General features: G+C 34.5%; 18 protein-coding genes and 1 pseudogene. 3 read left to right on the top strand and 16 right to left on the bottom strand.

Features of this window, described 5'->3' with window-relative positions:
• Positions 1–93: 93 nt before the first annotated feature.
• The gene (gene lepB, locus BW732_RS09395; protein ID WP_077276512.1) at positions 94–645 is read right to left on the bottom strand and encodes a signal peptidase I; all 552 of its coding nucleotides are present in this window, start codon (positions 643–645) and stop codon (positions 94–96) included.
• 232 nt (positions 646–877) lie between these two features.
• On the opposite strand from lepB, the gene BW732_RS09390 reads away from it, so the two are divergent.
• Together BW732_RS09390 and BW732_RS09385 are read left to right on the top strand one after the other, a co-directional pair.
• Positions 878–1,093, top strand: coding sequence for a hypothetical protein (locus BW732_RS09390; protein ID WP_161485549.1), 216 nt, complete (start codon positions 878–880; stop codon positions 1,091–1,093).
• Positions 1,054–2,142, top strand: a complete 1,089-nt coding sequence (locus BW732_RS09385; protein ID WP_077276510.1) for an APC family permease — start codon at positions 1,054–1,056, stop codon at positions 2,140–2,142. The genes BW732_RS09390 and BW732_RS09385 overlap by 40 nt, the downstream gene beginning before the upstream one ends.
• 127 nt (positions 2,143–2,269) lie before the next feature.
• Here the strand turns inward: BW732_RS09385 and BW732_RS09380 are convergent, their stop codons facing one another.
• Positions 2,270–3,004, bottom strand: a complete 735-nt coding sequence (locus BW732_RS09380) for an acyl-[acyl-carrier-protein] thioesterase (protein WP_077276509.1) — start codon at positions 3,002–3,004, stop codon at positions 2,270–2,272.
• Between the two features lie 207 nt (positions 3,005–3,211).
• Between BW732_RS09380 and zwf the strand changes: the two genes are divergently transcribed.
• Positions 3,212–4,735, top strand: coding sequence for a glucose-6-phosphate dehydrogenase (gene zwf, locus BW732_RS09375; RefSeq protein WP_077276508.1), 1,524 nt, complete (start codon positions 3,212–3,214; stop codon positions 4,733–4,735).
• Between the two features lie 60 nt (positions 4,736–4,795).
• Here zwf and ileS read toward each other — a convergent pair whose 3' ends face one another.
• From ileS to ftsL, 14 genes and pseudogenes are all read right to left on the bottom strand, one after another.
• Positions 4,796–7,579, bottom strand: coding sequence for an isoleucine--tRNA ligase (ileS, locus tag BW732_RS09370; RefSeq protein ID WP_077276507.1), 2,784 nt, complete (start codon positions 7,577–7,579; stop codon positions 4,796–4,798).
• Between the two features lie 444 nt (positions 7,580–8,023).
• Positions 8,024–8,695: pseudogene (locus BW732_RS09365) on the bottom strand (DivIVA domain-containing protein); the annotation flags it as partial.
• Between the two features lie 15 nt (positions 8,696–8,710).
• On the bottom strand, positions 8,711–9,493 hold the full coding sequence (locus tag BW732_RS09360) for a YlmH family RNA-binding protein (protein ID WP_077276505.1): 783 nt from the start codon (positions 9,491–9,493) through the stop codon (positions 8,711–8,713).
• Between the two features lie 24 nt (positions 9,494–9,517).
• Complete coding sequence (locus tag BW732_RS09355; RefSeq protein ID WP_228414932.1) at positions 9,518–9,817, bottom strand: YggT family protein; 300 nt, start codon at positions 9,815–9,817, stop codon at positions 9,518–9,520.
• A gap of 15 nt (positions 9,818–9,832) precedes the next feature.
• Complete coding sequence (locus BW732_RS09350; RefSeq protein WP_077276504.1) at positions 9,833–10,423, bottom strand: cell division protein SepF; 591 nt, start codon at positions 10,421–10,423, stop codon at positions 9,833–9,835.
• A gap of 21 nt (positions 10,424–10,444) precedes the next feature.
• Positions 10,445–11,122, bottom strand: coding sequence for a YggS family pyridoxal phosphate-dependent enzyme (locus BW732_RS09345; protein WP_077276503.1), 678 nt, complete (start codon positions 11,120–11,122; stop codon positions 10,445–10,447).
• Between the two features lie 13 nt (positions 11,123–11,135).
• Complete coding sequence (gene ftsZ / locus BW732_RS09340) at positions 11,136–12,407, bottom strand: cell division protein FtsZ (RefSeq protein ID WP_077276502.1); 1,272 nt, start codon at positions 12,405–12,407, stop codon at positions 11,136–11,138.
• Positions 12,408–12,431: 24 nt separating this feature from the next.
• A complete protein-coding gene (gene ftsA / locus BW732_RS09335) occupies positions 12,432–13,763 on the bottom strand; it encodes a cell division protein FtsA (protein WP_077276501.1) in 1,332 nt (443 codons plus the stop codon).
• Between the two features lie 162 nt (positions 13,764–13,925).
• Entirely contained in the window at positions 13,926–14,819 is an 894-nt protein-coding gene (locus tag BW732_RS09330; protein WP_077276500.1) for a cell division protein FtsQ/DivIB, read from the bottom strand.
• A gap of 22 nt (positions 14,820–14,841) precedes the next feature.
• Positions 14,842–15,927 carry an undecaprenyldiphospho-muramoylpentapeptide beta-N-acetylglucosaminyltransferase gene (gene murG / locus BW732_RS09325; protein WP_077276499.1) on the bottom strand — a complete coding sequence of 362 codons (1,086 nt, stop codon included), beginning with the start codon at positions 15,925–15,927 and terminating at the stop codon, positions 14,842–14,844.
• Positions 15,924–17,300 (bottom strand): UDP-N-acetylmuramoyl-L-alanine--D-glutamate ligase, encoded by a 1,377-nt coding sequence (gene murD / locus BW732_RS09320; RefSeq protein ID WP_077276498.1) that lies wholly within the window; start codon positions 17,298–17,300, stop codon positions 15,924–15,926. Before murD ends, murG begins: the two co-directional genes overlap by 4 nt.
• A 15-nt stretch (positions 17,301–17,315) precedes the next feature.
• Positions 17,316–18,284, bottom strand: coding sequence for a phospho-N-acetylmuramoyl-pentapeptide-transferase (mraY, locus tag BW732_RS09315; RefSeq protein ID WP_077276497.1), 969 nt, complete (start codon positions 18,282–18,284; stop codon positions 17,316–17,318).
• Positions 18,285–18,302: 18 nt separating this feature from the next.
• A complete protein-coding gene (locus tag BW732_RS09310) occupies positions 18,303–20,201 on the bottom strand; it encodes a peptidoglycan D,D-transpeptidase FtsI family protein (protein ID WP_077276496.1) in 1,899 nt (632 codons plus the stop codon).
• Positions 20,201–20,587, bottom strand: a complete 387-nt coding sequence (gene ftsL, locus BW732_RS09305) for a cell division protein FtsL (RefSeq protein WP_077276495.1) — start codon at positions 20,585–20,587, stop codon at positions 20,201–20,203. The genes BW732_RS09310 and ftsL overlap by 1 nt, the downstream gene beginning before the upstream one ends.
• Position 20,588: the final 1 nt, after the last annotated feature.

Genomic DNA, 20,588 nt, shown 5'->3' with positions numbered 1-20,588 from the left:
ATAATTTTTTGAAAACACAGAAAAAAGTGGAAACAAACGTTCCCACTTTTTTCTAATGTTCTTTAACACGTCATTAGTTGATACTCGACTTACTTAGTTAATTGTCCCCCATTTAGCAATTGGCCAAAATGAAAACCACACATCTCCTAAGACACTATCTTGATCAATAAAACCAATCATACGACTATCTTTTGAATTTTGACGATTATCACCTAAAACAAAATACTTACCTTCAGGTACTTTCTGTTCACCAGTAACTTCTTCCAATGTAAAATCTTTTGTCAGTGGTGCACCTTCTGGCATCTCATCAATAATACCTTTGTATTCGTCTAGATAAGGCTCTTTGTATTCCTTACCATTTATATATAAGACGTCATCTCGGTATTCAATTGTATCACCAGGTAAGCCAATGACACGTTTGATATAATTTTTACTCTCATCATCTGGAGCTGGAAAGGTAATCACATCAAAACGTTTAATCTTAGCATGTTTTAAACTAATAATTCGTTCTCTATCTACTAAAGTCGGGTTCATTGAATCACCCGATACAATAACCGATGAAAAAACAAAGGCTCGTAACAAAAGCATCACTATAATAATGCTACCATACCAAAATATATTAGACCAAAATGCTTTACCGTTCATTTAATCACCTCTCTATATATTAATTATAGTACCATAAAACTAAAAACTTGAATAGCTTATCTACTTGATTAGCTACTTGGGAACAGCTAGACCTTATAAATAAAAAAACCTTTGTTTCTTAAGATTAGCTGCTCAAAACAACATACTTTGTGGTATAGTGTTTTATAGAAATCATAAGGGGGTAAATTTTATTAAAGAGAAAAAAGAATATGGTTTATGGACCGCAACATCCATGATTATCGGCATTTGTGTTGGCTCAGGAATTTTCTTTAAAGTTGATGACATTCTGTTATTCACTGGTGGCAAAATTTACTTAGGTATTTTAGTCTTTATCATTGGTGCTTTAAGTATTATTTTTGGTAGCATTTCACTAACAAACTTAGCGACTTTAACAGATGGTACTGGGGGATGGTTGCTTACTTTGAAGAGTTTTATTCAAAAAAATTAGCTAGTGCATTTGGTTGGTACCAAACTTTTTTATACTATCCAACAGTTACGGTTGTTGTCGCATGGGCATCTGGAATTTATACCATCTTACTGCTCAACTTACCCGATAGTCTTGATTTGCAAATGGGCATTGGTTTAGGGTATTTATTATTTTTTTATGCACTCAATATTTTATCGAAGCATCTCGGTGGGCGTTTTCAAGTTATCTCATCTGTCGCTAAATTAATTCCACTAATTGGTATTGGTTTAATTGCTCTCTTTTGGAAACAATCAACACCTGCTATTCCTACTGATATTCCATTACAACCTGTCCAAGATGTTGGTTGGGGTTGGTTAGCTGCATTAGCGCCAATGGCATTTTCTTATGATGGTTGGCCTATTGCTTTAAGTATTTCACATGAAGTGAAAAACTCGAAGAAAATTATGCCACTTGCTTTGACAATTGGCCCACTAATTGTTTTAGGCGTATATCTAACTTATTTCCTTGGTATGACTCATATTCTCGGGTCGGAATATATTATGTCGGTTGGAAATGGTGCTGTGACAACAATTGGTGATTTATTAATTGGTCCAAGTGGCAAAACGATTTTATTATTATTCGTACTGATCTCTATTTTAGGCGTTGTAAATGGGGTTATTCTTGGTCACCTTAGAATGCCATATGCCTTAGTTGCAAAACAAATGTTTCCTCAACCTAAAAATAAAACAACCCAGAAGAGCCAAGAATTTTACTCTGCTATGATTAGTTTAGGTACAGCATTGACTTGGTACTTGATTCACTACATCACTCAAAAATTCGGTCTATTAAAAACTGGTGATGTCAGTGAAATTGCTATTGTGTTTGGTTATTTCTATTATATGATGCTTTACGTTAAAGTCTTACACATGTATCTAAAAAAAACAATTAACCAATGTATTTACAGGTCTCGTTGCTCCTATTCTAGCAATAATTGGCGGATTGATTATTTTGGTTGGTGGTGTCTCATCCAATCCAAAATCAATGATTATCTTTTTTGTTATTTGCTCTGCTTTTTGTTTTATCGGTTTTAATTACTATAAAAAACGACATATTACGCTTAAACCAAACTAAAAATGAGTGGCTTATTACAAGTCACTCATTTTTGTTTGGTTTGGCTTAAAACTTATTTAGCAATTTAACTTTAGTCAACTTAACTATTTAATTTTTCCAATAGATGTTTGCCTCAGCACAAAGTACATCGTCATTCATAATCCGATGACGTGTAATTAATGGTGTCTCTGGAGCCAATTCATAGCTACTTGTGATAACATCGCCATAACGAATTTCTTTGTTAAAATTAAGTAAAATCCGTTCAACTTGATGCGTCTTTAAGTATTCATATCCTAATGTATCTAAAAACCATTCAATATAAACAGAATTATTCACATGAAGATTAGTATCAATATCTAAATAGCGAACTTTATATGGTGTCTCAACGGTTGGTTTATTAAATGGCAATATCGTGTCATTACGGAATATTTTTTTAATGTGTTCCGGTTCAAACGGCGCCATAATCTCTTCGCGGACACTCGCAATTTTACGCGAAGCCAAATCCATCAAACAAAAAGTTGTTGTAATAGAAACTAATTCATTACCCTCTGCATCATGTAACCAAAATCGGCGGTAACAAAAGAACTTATTATAGCTTTCAGCCAAGGTTGATACGGTAATTGTATCACCTTCATAAGGTAACCGTGTAATATTTATGTCATGCTGAGTAATAATCCATCCTAGACCTAGCGTGGATAAATAATCATTATCAACGCCTAAGTCAGCACTTTGATGTTCAGAGGTGCTAATTGCTAATTTCATTAATGTTGGAATTGCTAATTTACGAGTTAAATCGCATTCGTAATAAGGAATAGTATGCTTTTCAGAATATTTTTTTGCCACTCTTTCACCCTCACTTCTTATTTGTTTGTTTCATTATAACACACCCTATTTTAAAAAACGGATAAAATTTACAGACATAAATATTTATTTACAGTTAATTTTTTCGCATTAGGTTTTAAATGATTGATTTACTTGATAGTAACAAGTAAAATGATGTAGGATGCGTTTACCTCGCAACGATTATTAGGAAGAAAGTTGGCAAGTTACATGACAAAAGAAACCAGAGCTTTATTCATCATTTTTGGCGGGACTGGAGACTTAGCACAGCGTAAGTTATATCCGTCATTATTCCGTTTATTTAGAAAAAAAGAAATTAATCAACACTTTGCAGTCATCGGTACTGCCCGTAGAGAATGGTCAGATACATTCTTTCGTGATGTAGTTGCAAAATCAATTGCTAGCCTTTCACCCACTCCAGACGAACTAGCAGAATTTACGAGTCACTTCTACTATCAGTCTCATAATGTTAACAATACGGCTGAATATGTTGTTCTAGAAAAACTCGCTTCTAAACTAGACAACGACTACGAATTAGATGGCAATCGTTTGTTTTACTTGGCAATGGCACCACAATTTTTTGGCGTGATTTCACATCATATTAAGTCTGAAAAAATTATGACCGATCATGGATTTAGCCGTTTGGTTATTGAAAAACCCTTCGGTACAGATTACCAAACTGCTGAAAAATTAAATAATGAAATTTCTGCTGTTTTTGATGAAAATCAAATCTATCGTATTGATCATTATTTAGGTAAAGAAATGATTCAAAATATTTCAGCAATCCGTTTTAGTAACACTATTTTTGAATCACTTTGGAATCATAAATATATCGATAATGTACAAATCACTCTAGCTGAAAGTATTGGTGTCGAAGAACGTGGTGGCTATTACGACCAAAGTGGCGCGCTAAAGGATATGGTTCAAAATCACATTCTTCAAGTTGTGGCACTTTTAGCTATGGAACCGCCAACCATCTTTACTGATGAAGCGATTCGAAAAGAAAAAATTTCGGCTTTAAAGGCTGTACGTGTCTATAAACCAAATGAAGTCAAAGATGCCTTTGTCCGTGGACAATATGGTGCTGGTGAAATCTCACAACATCAGTTTGTCGGTTATCGTGAAGAACCTGGTGTTGATGAAAAGTCTGAAACTGAAACATTTGTTGCTGGAAAATTTTTAATTGATAACTTCCGTTGGACGGGTGTTCCCTTCTATGTAAGAACGGGTAAACGTATGACGGAAAAAGGTACGCGTATCAATATTGTTTTTAAAGAATCACCAATTAATATTTTTAGAGACCCACATACACCAATTCAAGAAGCCCAAAAAATCCCAGAAAATATTTTAACGATTTTTATTCAACCAACTGAAGGATTCTCGTTGACCTTAAATGGCAAAGAAATTGGTCAAGGCTTTAATATCGATCCTCTAAGATTAGATTATCGTCATTCTGCTGAAGCCAGTGAAAATTCACCTGAAGCATATGAGAAATTAATTTTAGATGCGTTAAAAGGTGATGCTACAAACTTTACACATTGGGATGAAGTTGCGAGTTCTTGGAAAATTGTTGATGTTATTCGCAATGCTTGGGATCAGGAAACACCTGATTTTCCAAATTATGAAGCGGGAACGATGGGACCAAAATGCGCCTTTGATTTACTTGAAAAAGATGGCAAAAATTGGATTTGGCAACCAGATGAATGGTATCGTCAAATGGGACAATTAAAATAGTTTAATATACAAAAACAGGCAACATCCAAATTAAATGGATGTTGCCTGTTTATTTAGAATTTATTCTAATCCTTCAGTAATGGCTTCAGGATAATTTTCTTCAACGATTGTTGCACAACGATTACATAAAGTTGGAAAATCTGAGTGACTACCAACGTCTTCCTTAACCGCACGACAACGTTGACACGTATCACCTTGGGCTTTTTCAACTAAAATTGCGACATCATCAAAATCAATTGCCTCAGCTGGAGCGCTGTCTTTTGAGTCTGCAACATGTAAATCAGATACAATTAAGATTTGTTCCAAATTAGTATTTAAAGCTGTTAAAAGCATTTTAATAGGTTCCGTTGGATAAAGAGTTACTTTTGCTTCAAAAGATTTACCAATTAATTTCTCTGAACGTGCCATTTCTAAAGCTTTCAAAACTTTATCGCGAATAGCCATAAATTCAGTCCACATTGCTAGAATATCTGCTTCATCATCGTAAGTTACATAGCCTGGTAACTCAGCTAATTGAACGTACTCTTCCTCTTCTTGTAAATATGACCAAATTTCTTCAGCAGTATGTGGTAAGATTGGTGTCATTAATTTCGTTAAAGTAACTAAAATATCATAGAATACAGTTTGCATACAACGACGATTATAATTATCTTCTGCTTCAATATAGACAACATCTTTAGCAAAGTCTAAATAGAAGGCTGACAAATCAGTCGTACAGAAATTAACTAATTGTTTGTAAACTGTTGAGAATGAATATTTATCGTAACCCTCACGGATTGCTTTAATTTCCTCGTTTAAACGAATCATTAGATACTTGTCAACAGAGCGCAAGTCTTCATATGCTACGCGATTAGCAGTTGCATCAAAATCAGATGTATTCGCTAGTAAGAAACGCATAGTATTACGGATTTTACGATAGACTTCTGAAATTTGTTGTAGTGTATTCATGTCAACACGCACATCTGATTCATAGTCGACACTCGTTACCCATAGACGTAAAATATCAGCACCCATTTGATTGATTACTTTATTAGGTTCAATTGTATTTCCTAATGATTTACTTTGTTTTCTACCTTGTGGGTCTAATGTGAATCCTTGCGATAAGACTGCTTTGTAAGGTGCTACCCCATTAATTGCGACACTTGTCGTAATACTTGAGTTGAACCAACCACGATATTGGTCAGATCCTTCTAAGTATAAGTCAGCTGGGAATGTTAAATTGTCACGTCCTCTTAAAACTGCTTCATGAGATGAACCTGAATCAAACCAAACATCCATAATATCCGTTTCTTTCGTAAATTCACCATTAGGACTACCTGGATGAGTAAAACCTTCTGGTAATAGTTCTTTTTCAGTCCACTCAAACCAAATTTTAGATCCGTGTTCTGCAAATAAATCTGCAATATGGTCGGTAATTTCTTTTGTTAGGATCGCTTCACCATTTTCAGCATAGAAAATTGGTAACGGAACTCCCCATTGACGTTGACGAGAAATTACCCAGTCACCACGGTCGCGAATCATATTATACAATCTTGTTTTACCCCATGGAATAACCCATTCCACACGCTCAACTTCTTTTAAAATATCTTCTCTAAATTTATCAATTGATGCAAACCATTGTGGCGTTGCACGATAAATAACAGGTTTTTTTGTTCGCCAATCATGTGGGTAACTATGAGTAAAGAAATCTAATTTAAGTAAATGACCATTTTCAGTTAATAAATCCGTCACCATTGGATTCGCTTTGTCATAGAAAATCCCTTCAAAACCTGGTGCTTCGTCAGTAAAGCAACCTCGGCTATCGATAGGTGAGAGAACCTCTAGACCATTGGCTTTTCCAACAATATAATCGTCTTCACCATGACCAGGTGCAGTGTGAACTAAACCAGTTCCGGCATCTAATGTTACATGGTCACCTAATACAATACGAGAATCACGCTCATAAAATGGGTGATGTGCTGTCATTCCTTCAAGTTCTGATCCTTTAAACTCTTTTAAAACTGAGACATTTTCCCAACCGATTGCTTTAGAAACTGACTCTAATAATTCTTTTGCTACTACATATTTATTGCCATCAACTTCAACCAATAAATAATCAAAAGTCGCATTAGCAGAAATACCCGTATTAGCAGGAAGTGTCCATGGTGTTGTCGTCCAGATCACAAAGCTTGTGTCTGAATCTAACAATCCTTTACCATCATTCACAGGAAATGCAACGTAAATTGATGGCGACTGAACATCTTTGTACTCAATTTCAGCTTCTGCCAAAGATGACTCACTTGAAGGAGACCAATAGATTGGCTTCAATCCTTTATAGATATAACCTTTATCAGCCATTTTTCCAAACACACGAATTTGTGCTGCTTCATAATCTGGTGTTAATGTGATATAAGGATTATCCCACTCACCTGCAACTCCTAAACGTTTAAAATCTTCACGTTGCTTATCAACTTGACTCAGCGCGTACTCTTTACATTTTTCTAAATAATCAGCACGGCTCATTTCCTTACGTTTAATTCCTTTGTTTGTCAATACTTGTTCAATTGGCAAACCATGTGTATCCCAGCCAGGAACATAAGGTGAGCGAAATCCAGACATAGATTTTGAACGGATAATAATGTCTTTACTAATTTTATTTAAAGCATGACCCAAATGAATATTACCATTTGCATATGGTGGCCCATCGTGTAGAACAAATGTTGGTTTGCCTTCATTTAATTCTTGACGACGCTCGTATACTCTATTGTCTTCCCAATCTTTTTGCCATTCAACTTCTCTTACCGGTAAATTTCCACGCATCGGAAAACCAGTTTTACCTAAATGTAATGTTTCTTTTGTTTTCATTTTCATTCTTCCTTTCTTGTCTAACAAAAAAAGACTCCTCCCTAGTAAAGGGACGAAGTCTTCGTGATACCACCCAAATTTAAACGTCATCTAACTAGATGGCATTTATCTCTTTCATGTTAACGGTTTTTAACCGGAAAAACTTACTAATTATTTCAGTTTTTCATTATCAGTGAAGGATCTTTACAACATGAGTGTCTTGTTAGGTTTCCACTATCCCTAACTCACTGCGAAGAATCATATTGTCTTTTCTGTTTCACCATTAATTGATTATAAATTTTAAACTCGACTACGAGAAGAACGTTCAGGACGGCCATGCTTTTTAGCTTGACGATTTTCAGGAGTATTATTACTACGTGTTCCCTGATTAGTCGCTGAAGTAGTTGCTCCCTGTTGCTTTGGTTTTGGTGCTTGTTTCGGTATAGCTTTTGTCTCAGAATGATCCGTTGTATCAGTAGCTTGGTTAGTAAAAGTTGGTTTCACTTCAATTGCTACAGGTGTTGTATTAGTTTTACTACCAGTTGATTGTTCAACAGCATCTAATACTTCTTTAAAGGCTTGATGTGTATTATCAACATATGCACCAAAAGGTTTTAACAATTCATCCCATTCATTGCTTTGAACAATTTGCAATTGTGATTCAAGTAAAACAGATAAATTACGATGGAACACACGCGTTTTCTTCTTCAAATCATCTGTTTCTACTGCAAGTTGACGAGCACGCTCACTAGCATCGTTTAAAATACTATTTGCTTTACTTGTCGCCGTTGTAATTAATTCATCTGACATTTTATTAGCATGTGCTAAAATATCTTCAGATTGTGCTTGTGCTTGTTGTACAGCTAAATCTGATTCCTTCGTTGCATTTTCTTTTAATTTATCAGCAGTATCTTGAGCAACAATAATTGATTGATTTAGAGAATCTTTCAATTCATTAAAATAACTTAATTTTTCTGTTGCTTGTTTTAATTCTTTATCTAAATCACGATTTTCTTGGATTAAATGTTCAAACTCAAGTGCGATTTGATCTAAGAAGTCATCAACTTCGTCACGTTCATATCCCTTAAATTTTGTTGAAAAACTTTTATTTGTAATATCTATTGGTTTTAATCCCATTTTTCCACCTCTTAATTACTTTCTTAAACACCTAATTGCTAAACGAAACTTGTCTTTTTTAGTTTTACCTTCAAGTTCTTTCAGTTGAACTCGACCGAATCCTCGGACTGACAGCATATCATTATAATCAAGGACAACATCTGGCCTATCAATCACTCTCCAGTTCAACTTAACATTTCCAGATTCAATTAATTTTTTAGAACGTTGTCTAGATATATTATATACTGATGACACTAGATTATCAATTCTTAGTGAGCTAATTGTCAAAGTCTCCTCCTGCCAATCATCAGTTGGATGAATCACATCTGCTAATTCTTTGGGTAACAAACGTACGCCCACATTCGAAATTTTATCAACCTGTTGACAAACAAATGGCGTGATTGATTTTTTCAAGAATACTTGCCACTGCTCGCCATCAGTAATAATATCACCAATACATTCCCGCTCTATTCCAGTACTTAAAATCGTACCCAATATTTTTCCATGACTAATATTCGCAAATTTTACTGGATATTTAATACCTACTAAAACAATATCATAATCGTCATTTTGCACCTCATAATAATCAGGATAAAGAACCGCACAATGACGTTCAGCAGAATCAAAACCACCAAAAAATGCTAACTTCACGTCAGAAGATTTTCCAACTAACGATTCGACAATAAACATCTGCCTTGGATCAAGGAAATCAGTAACATATGGCGCATATTGTTCTTCTACTTGTTTTAACCAATCGAGGACGAGATTAACAAAAGGATGCTCGTCCTTGCGAAAGTGCTGATACACATTAGCTAGCAAAAACTCACATCCCTTCAATTATTTTTAATATAACAATAATTCAACTAATTTTATATAAATGAGTTGCAATGCTTGCGTTGATAAGTTCAAAGCAATAATCGCTACAAGAATTGTAAAGTCAATCATCCCAAAACTAAGATTTAAACGTCTAAATAAATTTAAATATGGGCGTGCTAACTTGATAATCCATTGACCAATCGTCGTATCATATGCCCCTGGAAACCAAGACATTAGAGCATACGCAACCAAGACAAATGAATAAATTTCTGCAACTTGTATGATTATTTTAATGATTAAACCAACTAAACTTAATAAATTTATCAATATTTCTGCACATCCTTAATATTCACCTAAGTGTGTTGCAACTAAACTTTGTGCAATAGCTGATGTTACTTCAACATTAGCTGGAGTACATAAGAATATTTCCGACCCAATGCGTTGGATATCACCATCAATAGCAAAAACTGTTCCTGTTAAAAAGTCAACAACGCGACGTGCTTGTAGCTCTTCCATTGAAGAAAACGTAATAATAGCAACCTCATTATCAAAAAGTGCCTTTGCAATCGTTCGACATTCTATATAATTACTAGGTTCAAAAACCTTAACTTTTTTTGGTTCTCGTTTATTTTCTATCTTACGATTTCTTTCAGCAGTATTTTGAAAATCATTTATCGGAACAACTTTTTTCTTGTTAATTGGCTCAGAAACAGGTGAAACATCAGTCGCTTTTTCCAATGTTTGATTTGGCTGACTAAAGTGTGTTGGAGTCGAATCAATTTCTGTTTCATAAATAGCTTGTTCATTTAGTACTTGGCTATTCTTTGGCAATTTAGTTTCTTCCCCATAACTTTTATCCCCATAGTCATCATCTTGTGTTTGGGAATCTAACCCAAAAAAACTTGATATACTTTCTCGATTGAATAAATTCATATATATTCCACCTCTTTCCTATCAGCTAAAAAAAGCCGTGCCAATTCTAATAAATGTACTACCTTCTTCAATAGCAATGGGGAAATCATTAGTCATTCCCATACTCAATTCTGTACAAGGAGCATAAGTTAAAGACAACTGTCTCACACTAGCCTGTAAAAATCGTAATTCAGAAAAATAGTGATGTAGTTGTAGTTCAGTTGCTTGATAAGGCGCCATTGTCATCAAGCCAACTACTTCAATGGAATCAAATGCTGAAAGATCACGAATAAACGAGATAACTTCCGTCGGTTTAATGCCTTGTTTACTAGTTTCACCAGATACATTTACTTGAATAAAACACTTTATTTTATGATTCGCTCGTTTTTGAATTTCCTCAGCCAATTTTAGAGAATCAAGCGCATGGAAATAGTCAAGTTCATTAATTACATGTTTAACTTTCCGACGTTGTAAATTGCCGATAAAATGCCAAACCAGGTCATCATTAGAATCAAAATACGACTTTTTTTCTAGAAATTGCTCAACTCGATTTTCCGCAAAATGCTTTAAACCAAGTTGAACGACTTTTTCTGTAGTATTTATATCAACCGACTTACTAACGCAAATTAGTGTTAGTTCATCCGGTTTTCTTTGACTTCTTTCACATGACTGCGCAATGGATTTTGAAATTCTACTGAGATTTGTTTCTAGATTTTTCAATTAAAAAACCTACTTATCTTTTTCTTCTAAAAAATGGTGGTGTACTAACTTCATCACCATCATCAGTTGAATCATTTTCAGGCGTGAAAGCTTCAAAATCTTTCTTTTCAATTGAGTCTAATTGTGCATCATCAATCACATTACGTGTTGGTGTTTCACGACGAATATCCCAGTCCCCAAAAGCACTTGAATCAGCTGTTGAATGACTTTGAGGGGCATTGGTATAATCCAATGGTTCGATAGTATTTGCACGGCTAGTATTTTGTTGATTCATTGATTGTTGTGTTTGGTTAGACATATTACGTGCAGGATTAAATCTTTCCTTTTTACCAGGATCAATTCCAGTTGCAATTACAGTAACAATAATTTCATCACCTAATTGTTCATTAACAGATGTACCTAAGATAATATTTACATCGCCACCTGTAGCGCTACCGACAATTTCAGAAGCATCTTGTGCTTCAAATAATGTCATATCTAAACCACCAGTGATGTTTAATAGGACTTGCTCAGCACCCTCAATTGATGTTTCTAATAATGGAGAGGCAATAGCTTTACGTGTTGCTTCAATAACGCGGTCTTCGCCACTTGCAACACCGATACCCATTAAAGCAGTACCTTGATTTTCCATAACAGTTTTCACATCTGCAAAGTCTAAGTTAACATAACCAGGAGATGTAATTAAGTCAGAAATGCCTTGAACACCTTGTCGTAATACGTTGTCTGCTTCACGGAATGCTTCCATCATTGGTGTCTTTTTATCAACAATTTCTAACAAACGATTATTAGAAATAATCACCAATGTATCCACATTATCTTTTAGTTCAGAAATACCTTCAGATGCAAAACGGCTTCTCTTAGGTCCTTCAAAACTAAATGGTCGTGTGATAACACCGACAGTCAGTGCACCTTGTTCTTTTGCAATTCCAGCCACAATTGGTGCGGCACCAGTACCTGTTCCGCCACCCATACCAGCTGTAATAAAGACTAAATCAGCACCTTTTAATGCTTCTGCAATTTGCTCTTCACTTTCGTTAGCTGCTTTTTGGCCAACCTCTGGTAAAGAGCCAGCACCTAAACCTTTAGTAAATTTAGGGCCTAATTGGATAACTGTTTCCGCTTTTGAATGTTGTAATGCTTGAACGTCTGTGTTGGCTACGATAAATTCCACACCTTTAACGCCTTCGTCAATCATACGATTAACAGCGTTACCGCCAGCACCACCAACACCAATTACTTTAATAACGGCACCAGTATTTACTGTATTATCTAAAGAAAATTCCATTACTTAGTTCCTCCTACGTTGATATTAGTCGAATATATTTGATAAGAAGCCTTTAATTTTTCCACCAATACCTTCTTTTTCTGTTTCTTCTGGTTCAATTTCATTAATTGGTTCTTGTTTTGGTTGAACTGGTTGTTCTTCAACACGTGGTTGTTCAACGACTTCACGATTTGTCTGTGTTAACGTTGATTTATTTCCATAAATTGCTAATTTAGTGACATGGTAAACTTCATCTAAATGTGTAACGTATTCCACAATAGCAATTGCATTCGCAAAGACTGGATTACGTAATCCCATATGATTTGGTACATATAGTTTCACATTTGCTCCGAAAATATCTGAAGCTAATTCTACAACGCCAGGTAGGCTAGCTGCCCCACCTGTCAGAATAACTCCACCAGGCAAATTCAAGCCATCAATATTATCCAATACAAATTTAGATTTATTAAAAATTTGCTCAACACGGGCTTCAATAATTTCAGATAAATAGCGTTCGTCAATTTTAACGGGTTCATTTTGCCCAATGACATCAACTGGAAACTCTTCATTAGATGACGCTTTATCTGGATAAGCATAGCCATAATTAATTTTTAAAGCTTCAGCATTGCTTAATGACGTATTTAATACAACTGAAATATCTTTAGTAACAAATTCGCCACCCTCTTGCTCAACATGAGAGAATTTTAACTCACGTTCGTACATGACAGAAGTCGTCGTTTGACCTCCACCCATATCAATAATAACCGTTCCAAAGTCTTTTTCACCATCTGACAAAATTGAATTTGCTAAAGCTAATGGCGTAATAACCATTTCTTCAACTGCTAACCCAGCTTTTTCAACACATTTTCTAATGTTATGAACAATCGTCTTCGGTCCAGTAAATAGCAAGCCTTTCATATCCAAGCGGACACCAATCATTCCTCTTGGATCTTTAATTCCTTCAAAACCATCAACTTTAAATTCTTGAGGAATTAAAGTAATCACTTGTCGTTCAGGTGGTGTTGAACGTACTACAGCCGCTGCTGCAACATTTCTAACATCATTTGACGTGATTTCTTTTGATTCAGCATTGACTGCAATCATGCCTTCACATTTTTCAACTTCTAATAAATTAGCTGGAATTCCCACGCTAACACTTCTAATTTGTACACCTGATTTTTCTTCTGCTTGTTTAATTGCTCGTTGGATAGATTGAACAGCCTTATCAATATCAATGACAATCCCTCTATCTAACCCTTTTGATTTTGCATTTCCCACACCAATAATATTAATTTGATTTTCTATATATTCAGCCACAACTACCTTCACAGATGTTGTACCGACATCAAGACTCACATGTATTCCTGTTTTTGCCATGAAAGGTGTTCCCTCCTACTTTTATAACAGAGTCTTCCTCTATTATTGCATAATATCACACACCATTCTATCATAAAATGGGGTATGAAATAAAGATTATTCCTTTATTAATTCTTTTTTTTCAATTTTTCAACTTAAATAGTTTATTTATTAAACTGACTTCTAGTTATTGACACCACTTTGCCCAGTTGTTTCATTACTATTACTAAAACCGTCAATATTGACCTCAGACTCTTTTGTCTCTTCAAATGGATAAGAAAAAATACCATTTGCTCCAGCTTCCATATCAATGATTCCTTTATTCGACATTTCTTTCGCAATTTTAGAATAAAATGGCATTTTACTAGCAACTGTATTTGATAACGCAATAATTTGGTTACCATCACGCAAAGTCATTTTGATTTTATAAGGATTTTTTTTATTACTTAACGATTCGACCTGAGAGATATTTTTTTGAGTAGTTTGATCAAATTGATTATAGGCTTTAACAAATTCTTTCAATGCTTGATTTTTTTCAAAATTAGTGAAAATGGGTAATTCTTTTTTTGCAGAAGAAGCTTTTTGCTTTAATACTATCCCATTTGCTAATATTTCATAATAATCATCTTTCTCTTTTAAGTAGCCAATAGTTGGATACTCTTCAACAGACACTTGAAAAGAGGTTAGTCCTGATAAATTAATAGCGACTGCTTTAATTCGCTGATCTTTTGACAAAATATTATTTTCTAAGACATTTCGCTTAAAGTATTGTGGCCAAATAGAAGATCCAATTTTAATATCAGATTCTTTTAATATAGCAGATTCAGATCCATTGTTGACGCCAACAAAAGTAACCTTTTGAACCTTGCTCAGAGGTGATATAAAATATAAATTAATAAAAACAGCTAAAGTTAAAATCCCTAAAAACCAAGTTAATTTTTGATTTACTTTTTTATGTACAGAATCAGTATCTTTTATTTTTTTTTGTTTCATAAGATTACTTTTATCGGCGTACTCTTTTGTTTCACTGATATTTTGTAATTCACTATCACCATTATTTTTCAGCTTTTTATCCAAAAATCCTACCCCCTTTAATCCATCACACGAGTGACTTTATTAAATTGTATAACCGATCATTAGCATCTGGAATCCCTTCAGCTTTTGATGCTTTCGCCATATCCAAGCGAAGTTCTTCATTTAACATGATTTGATCGATTTCATCGATAAGTTGTTTGGAAGTCAATGTGCCATCTGCCAGTAAAACTGAAGCACCACGTTTAACAAGGCTTTGTGCATTTTTAGTTTGATGGTCATTGGTTACATTAGGGCTCGGAATCATAATTGATGGTAAACCTAGTGATGTGATTTCTGCTAATGATGTTGCACCAGCCCGTCCAATGACTAAATCAACATTGCTTAAAACTTGTTCCATATGATTAATATATGGAACTACTTTAACACTGTTACTAGACTCATTATTCCACACTTTTTCTACATCTGGATAATAAATTTTTCCAGATGCATAAAGTACTTGATAAGGTTTGGTTTGAAACGATTTGAGACTTTCTAAAACCACTCTATTGATCGTTTGCGCACCACGACTACCACCAAAAATTAACACAGTTGGTATTTTCGGATTTAAGCCGAATTCTTTTAAAATATCTGATTTTTTAATTCCAACAACTTCTTGACCTCGTGGGTTACCAACTAAAACAACTTTATCTTCAGGAAAATCCTTCGTTACATCTGGAAAACAGATACCAATTTTATCAACATAACGAGCTAAAAATTTATTAGTCATACCAGCGACACTATTTTGTTCATGGATAATAGTTGGAATTCCTAATTTATGAGCAGCATACACAACTGCTCCACAAACATAGCCACCTGTCCCAATAACAATATCCGGTTGAAAATCTTTAATAATTTTTTTTGACTCACTAATACTTCTAAGAAACAGATAGACAGTCTTCATATTATCTAAAGATAGTGAACGTTTAAATCCTTGAATCTCGATGGTCTTAAAAGAAATATTTTGTTCAGGAACAATACTACTTTCTAAACCTTTTTTTGTTCCCACATACAAAAATTCTGCATTAGGATTAATTTGCCTAATATGTTTAATTAAAGAAACGGCGGGGTAAATATGACCACCTGTTCCGCCACCAGAAACTAATATTTTCATTTGGTTAACCTACCTACGTATTCTTGAACTTCTGAAACAAAACAATCGCCACGTTCTTCAAATGTTTTATACTGATCCCAACTTGCACAAGCAGGAGAAAGTAAGATGTTATCATTCTCACTTGCTAAACGCATTGCTTGTGATACGGCTTCTTGCATTGTATCAACTAAGATAATCTCAGTAATCCCTGCCTCTTGACATGTTTTTTGTAATTTATGTTTCGTTTCTCCTGTTAGTACTACTGCTTTTAAGCCTCTTAAATATGGCAATAAATCATCGAAGTCATTACCACGGTCTAAACCTCCAGCAATTAATACTAATTCTTGATTATTAAATCCACTTAAAGCCTTCTCTGTTGCCAACATATTGGTCGCCTTAGAATCATTGTACACTTTTTTACCATCAAATACGCCTATGAATTCAGTACGATGTTTTACGCCAGAAAATTGGCATAAAGCCACACGAATAGCGTCAGTCGGTGTCCCTAATAATTTTGCTACAGCAATTGCTGCTAAAGCATTTTCGACATTATGCATACCTGGAACACCTAAATCAGCCACATCCATGATATAGTCCTCTTTAAAATAGAGTTTTTTATCCAATAAGTAAGCTCCCTCAACAGTTAGTCCGTTCGTACAAAACGGAACAACTGTTGCTTCTGTCTTCTTAGCTAATTGTCGGATTTCATCTTGATTATAATTTAAAATCAAAAAGTTATCAGCTGTCATATTTTTTTGTAAGCGCCACTTTGCTGCCACATAATCTTCACGAGTCCCATGATAGTCGATATGAGCTTCAAATAAGTTCGTAATCACAGCAATTGTTGGTTTAAAATCAATCGTTCCTAAAAGTTGAAAGCTCGATAGTTCAGTCACCATAACATCTGCAGTAGTTGCTTTAGTTGCAACATCACTAGCAGGAAAACCAATATTACCAGCTAAAAGTGCTTTTCCCTTTGTTCGATGGTAATTTAAAATATTCGCAATCATCGTTGTTGTTGTGGTTTTACCATTTGTTCCTGTAATACCAATAATTGGTGCCTCGCTCACGTCATATGCCAGTTCAATTTCAGTAATAACAGGAATTGATTTAGTTTTGGCTTGTTGTAAGATAGGATTGGTATAAGGAATACCAGGATTTTTTACAATTAATGAAAATCCTTCGTCTAATAAATCAGTTGGATGACTACCTGTGATTACAGTCATACCCAATTCTAACAATTCCTGAGCCGCAGGATTTTCTTCTAATTTTTTGGCATCATTAACCGTGACAAAAGCACCCAGTTCAAATAATAATTTTGCCGCAGCAACACCACTTTTGGCTAAACCCAACACTAATATTTTTGTATTTTGATACTTACTAACTTTTTTCATACGATAGGACCCCTTTTACAAATATAAAATGGCTAAAGTCAAACCTGACATCACCAAAGACACTAACCAAAATACCACATCAATTTTCCATTCAGACCAACCACTTAATTCAAAATGATGATGAATTGGCGACATTTTAAAAATTCTTTTTTTTCTTAATTTAAATGAACCTACCTGAAGCATCACACTGGCTGTTTCAATAACATAAACTAAACCAATTAATAATAATGTCCAAGCTTGTCCAAGTAAAATTGAAATTGCAGCTAACATGCCACCGAGAGCTAATGAACCTACGTCACCCATAAAAATTTTAGCTGGCTTTTTATTATAAACTAGAAAGCCTAATAATGAGCCTGCAGTTGCCAAACAAATTAACATGATATCCGTTTGTTGCTGATTATGGGCGATAATCGCATATGTTAAGAATGAAATAGTTCCTAAGCCAGATACAAGACCATCAATTCCATCTGTTAGATTAACAGCATTTGAAAAACCAACTAACCAAAAGACTACAAACAAACCATAAAGAATGCCAATATGAACGTCACCAATCAATGGAATATATAAAACATCACTAATTCCTTGCACTTTAATTACACCATATACTATAATCCCCCCAACAATTTGACCAATTAGTTTTTGTAAGGAGTTTAAACCCATATTGCGCTTTTTAAACACTTTAATAAAATCATCAAGAAATCCTAATAATCCATATAAAAATAGAATAAATAAAACAACCCAAAAAGATGGAGTTAACGCTTTTTGCCAAATTCCAACAATTAGTGAGGCTAAAATAATGCTTCCAAGAAAAACCAATCCACCCATAGTTGGTGTTCCTGTTTTAGCTAAATGTGCTTCAGGTCCTTCTTCTCGAATGGCTTGCCCCATTTTCTTTGCTTTAAAAAAACCAATAAATAGAGGCATGACCATTAAAACAAAGGCAAAACCTAATGATATTGGGATTAACGATTGTGCTGCTGACATATATAAACTCTCCTAACATTACTTATCATTTATTTCTTGTGTGCCTCCAGCATCAACTTTAAATGCATGCTTTAAAACACTATTGGATACCTCCGAAATCATTTTAGGAGCATCTCCTACTTTCGGTTGTTTCATTGTAACATACATAATATATTCAGGGTTTTCAGTTGGCGCAATTTGCACAACAGAATACAAATAGTCTGTTGGACCTGTTAGTAATTTACCCTCGTCAAAGATTTGCGCTGTACCAGTTTTTGCTGAGACGTTAATTCCCTCGATATTATAGATATCATAACCAGTTCCATAAATTGGATCTTCAACAACATCTTTCATATAATCTAAAACTTTATCGGCTGTCTCTGCTTTGATTGGCTGACCAACAACTTTAGGACCATATGTTTTTTTATCTTCACCATCATTTGAACTAATTTCTTTAATATACTGTGGTTGAAGCATTTTTCCTTTATTTGCAATTGCAGTATACCCTTGCATCATTTGAAAACTTGTCACCCCAATTGCTTGTCCAAATGATGTCATTGCAGTATCAACTACAGAAGAATCACTAATATTTCCAGAAACTTCATAGGGTAAACCTGATTTTGTCGACTTACCAAAGCCAAAACGTTGTAAATAATCTTGCCATGTCGTTTTCATTTTTTGTTCTAAGTGGACCATCCCCACATTACTAGACCAAGCTAAAGCTTGACGGTAAGTTAATGGTCCCTTACCAACGCCACCATTCCAATCACTAATCGTCCGGTCTGCTACTTGAATTTGTCCGGAATTAAACGTTTCATTTTCATTTAAATTATTAGAATCAATTGCTGAAGCGACTGTGAAAATTTTCATCGTTGATCCAGGTTCAAATGCAGATTGAACAAGTAAATTTTCCCAAACTGGGGTTGGTTTTCCTTCTTCTTCATATAAACCTTCCAATGTCTGAGGATCAAAAGTTGGTCTTTGTGAAGCTGCTAAAATTTCACCATTTTTAGCACTCATTAAGACAGCTGTCATACTGACAGGTTCGGCTTTTTTGAAGACCTCATCCATTGCATCTTCCATTCTCACCTGTAAATTAGTATCTAATGTTGTATAAATATTTTTTCCATCAATCGATTTTTTATCCACAACTGCTGTTCCAGGTAGTTCATTACCTTTACTATCTTTTTGAAAATATTTATGACCATCTGTCCCCTTTAAAACATCGTCATATGCATTTTCAATTCCCATACCCTTTTTTCCACTTATTTCTGTATCAGCACCGTCTTCTTTAATAGGTGCAGCGTAGCCGACTAAGTAAGAGGCAAAACGTCCATTAGGATACATCCGATCTGGGTGTTCAGTAAAGTAAATACCTGTAATACCATCAGATTCTAAAGCTTTTTCAATATTATTTTTGGTTTCTAACGACAGATTTTTTCCTTTAGACCCAAACTCTACATGTGTAATTTCTTTACCTTTATCATTTTTTTTAGGCTCTAATTGTTTTAGGACTGTTTCTTTTTCGACTCCTGCATACTTATTCAAAATATCAGCAATTTTTTGTTTGTCTTTATCATGAACAAATAATTCTTTTCCACCAAGTCCAATATAGTCTTTACCTAGTTCAGCATATAACGAATAAGAAGTAGCATCTTCAGCAATAGCTATACCATTTCGATCAAAAATGGTACCCCTTTTTGCTTTAATAACGCTACTCCCTTGATACAAACTCTGACGTTCTTTATCTAAACTAGTTGACCCTACTCTACCTACCGTAATGATATACATAAACCTTAATGTAAATAGACTAAAAACAAATATTGCCGTGTAACACAAAATAACTCCAACTTTTTTTCGATTTCGAGCAGGAGTTAAGTTTTTAGATTGTATTTTTTTATTTAGTTGAATAAAGAATTTTTTAATTTTATTAATCATTATCGAATCGTCCTTATATTATCTTCGTGTAATTTAATACCCGCGTCATTTGCGATCCCTTTTACTCTATCTTGTCTTAGCAATTCGTTACGTTCCTGTTCTAGTCGATTAATATCTTTTTTGGCTTGAACAGTGTCTTGTTGCATTGTCGTAATCGCTTCTTCTTCACGATTAATTGCTGTGGTTAGTTTAATCGTTGCGACTGATAAACATAAAAGTGTCACTATGAAACTAATAAACACAACTTTTTCTAGCAAACTCACTTTTTTTAATTTACTCGTTGGTACCATTTCCGGCAGTGGTGCTAACATTAATTTATCTTTAGCGGATGGTTTAGGAGGTTCATATTCTTCTAAATAAAATTTTTCTCTATTAGGAACAGACATT

This window comes from Vagococcus penaei (genome assembly GCF_001998885.1).
Classification (GTDB): domain Bacteria; phylum Bacillota; class Bacilli; order Lactobacillales; family Vagococcaceae; genus Vagococcus; species Vagococcus penaei.
The sequence above is the reverse complement of the archived record's forward strand: the minus strand, read 5'-3'. Positions and strand labels throughout refer to the sequence as shown.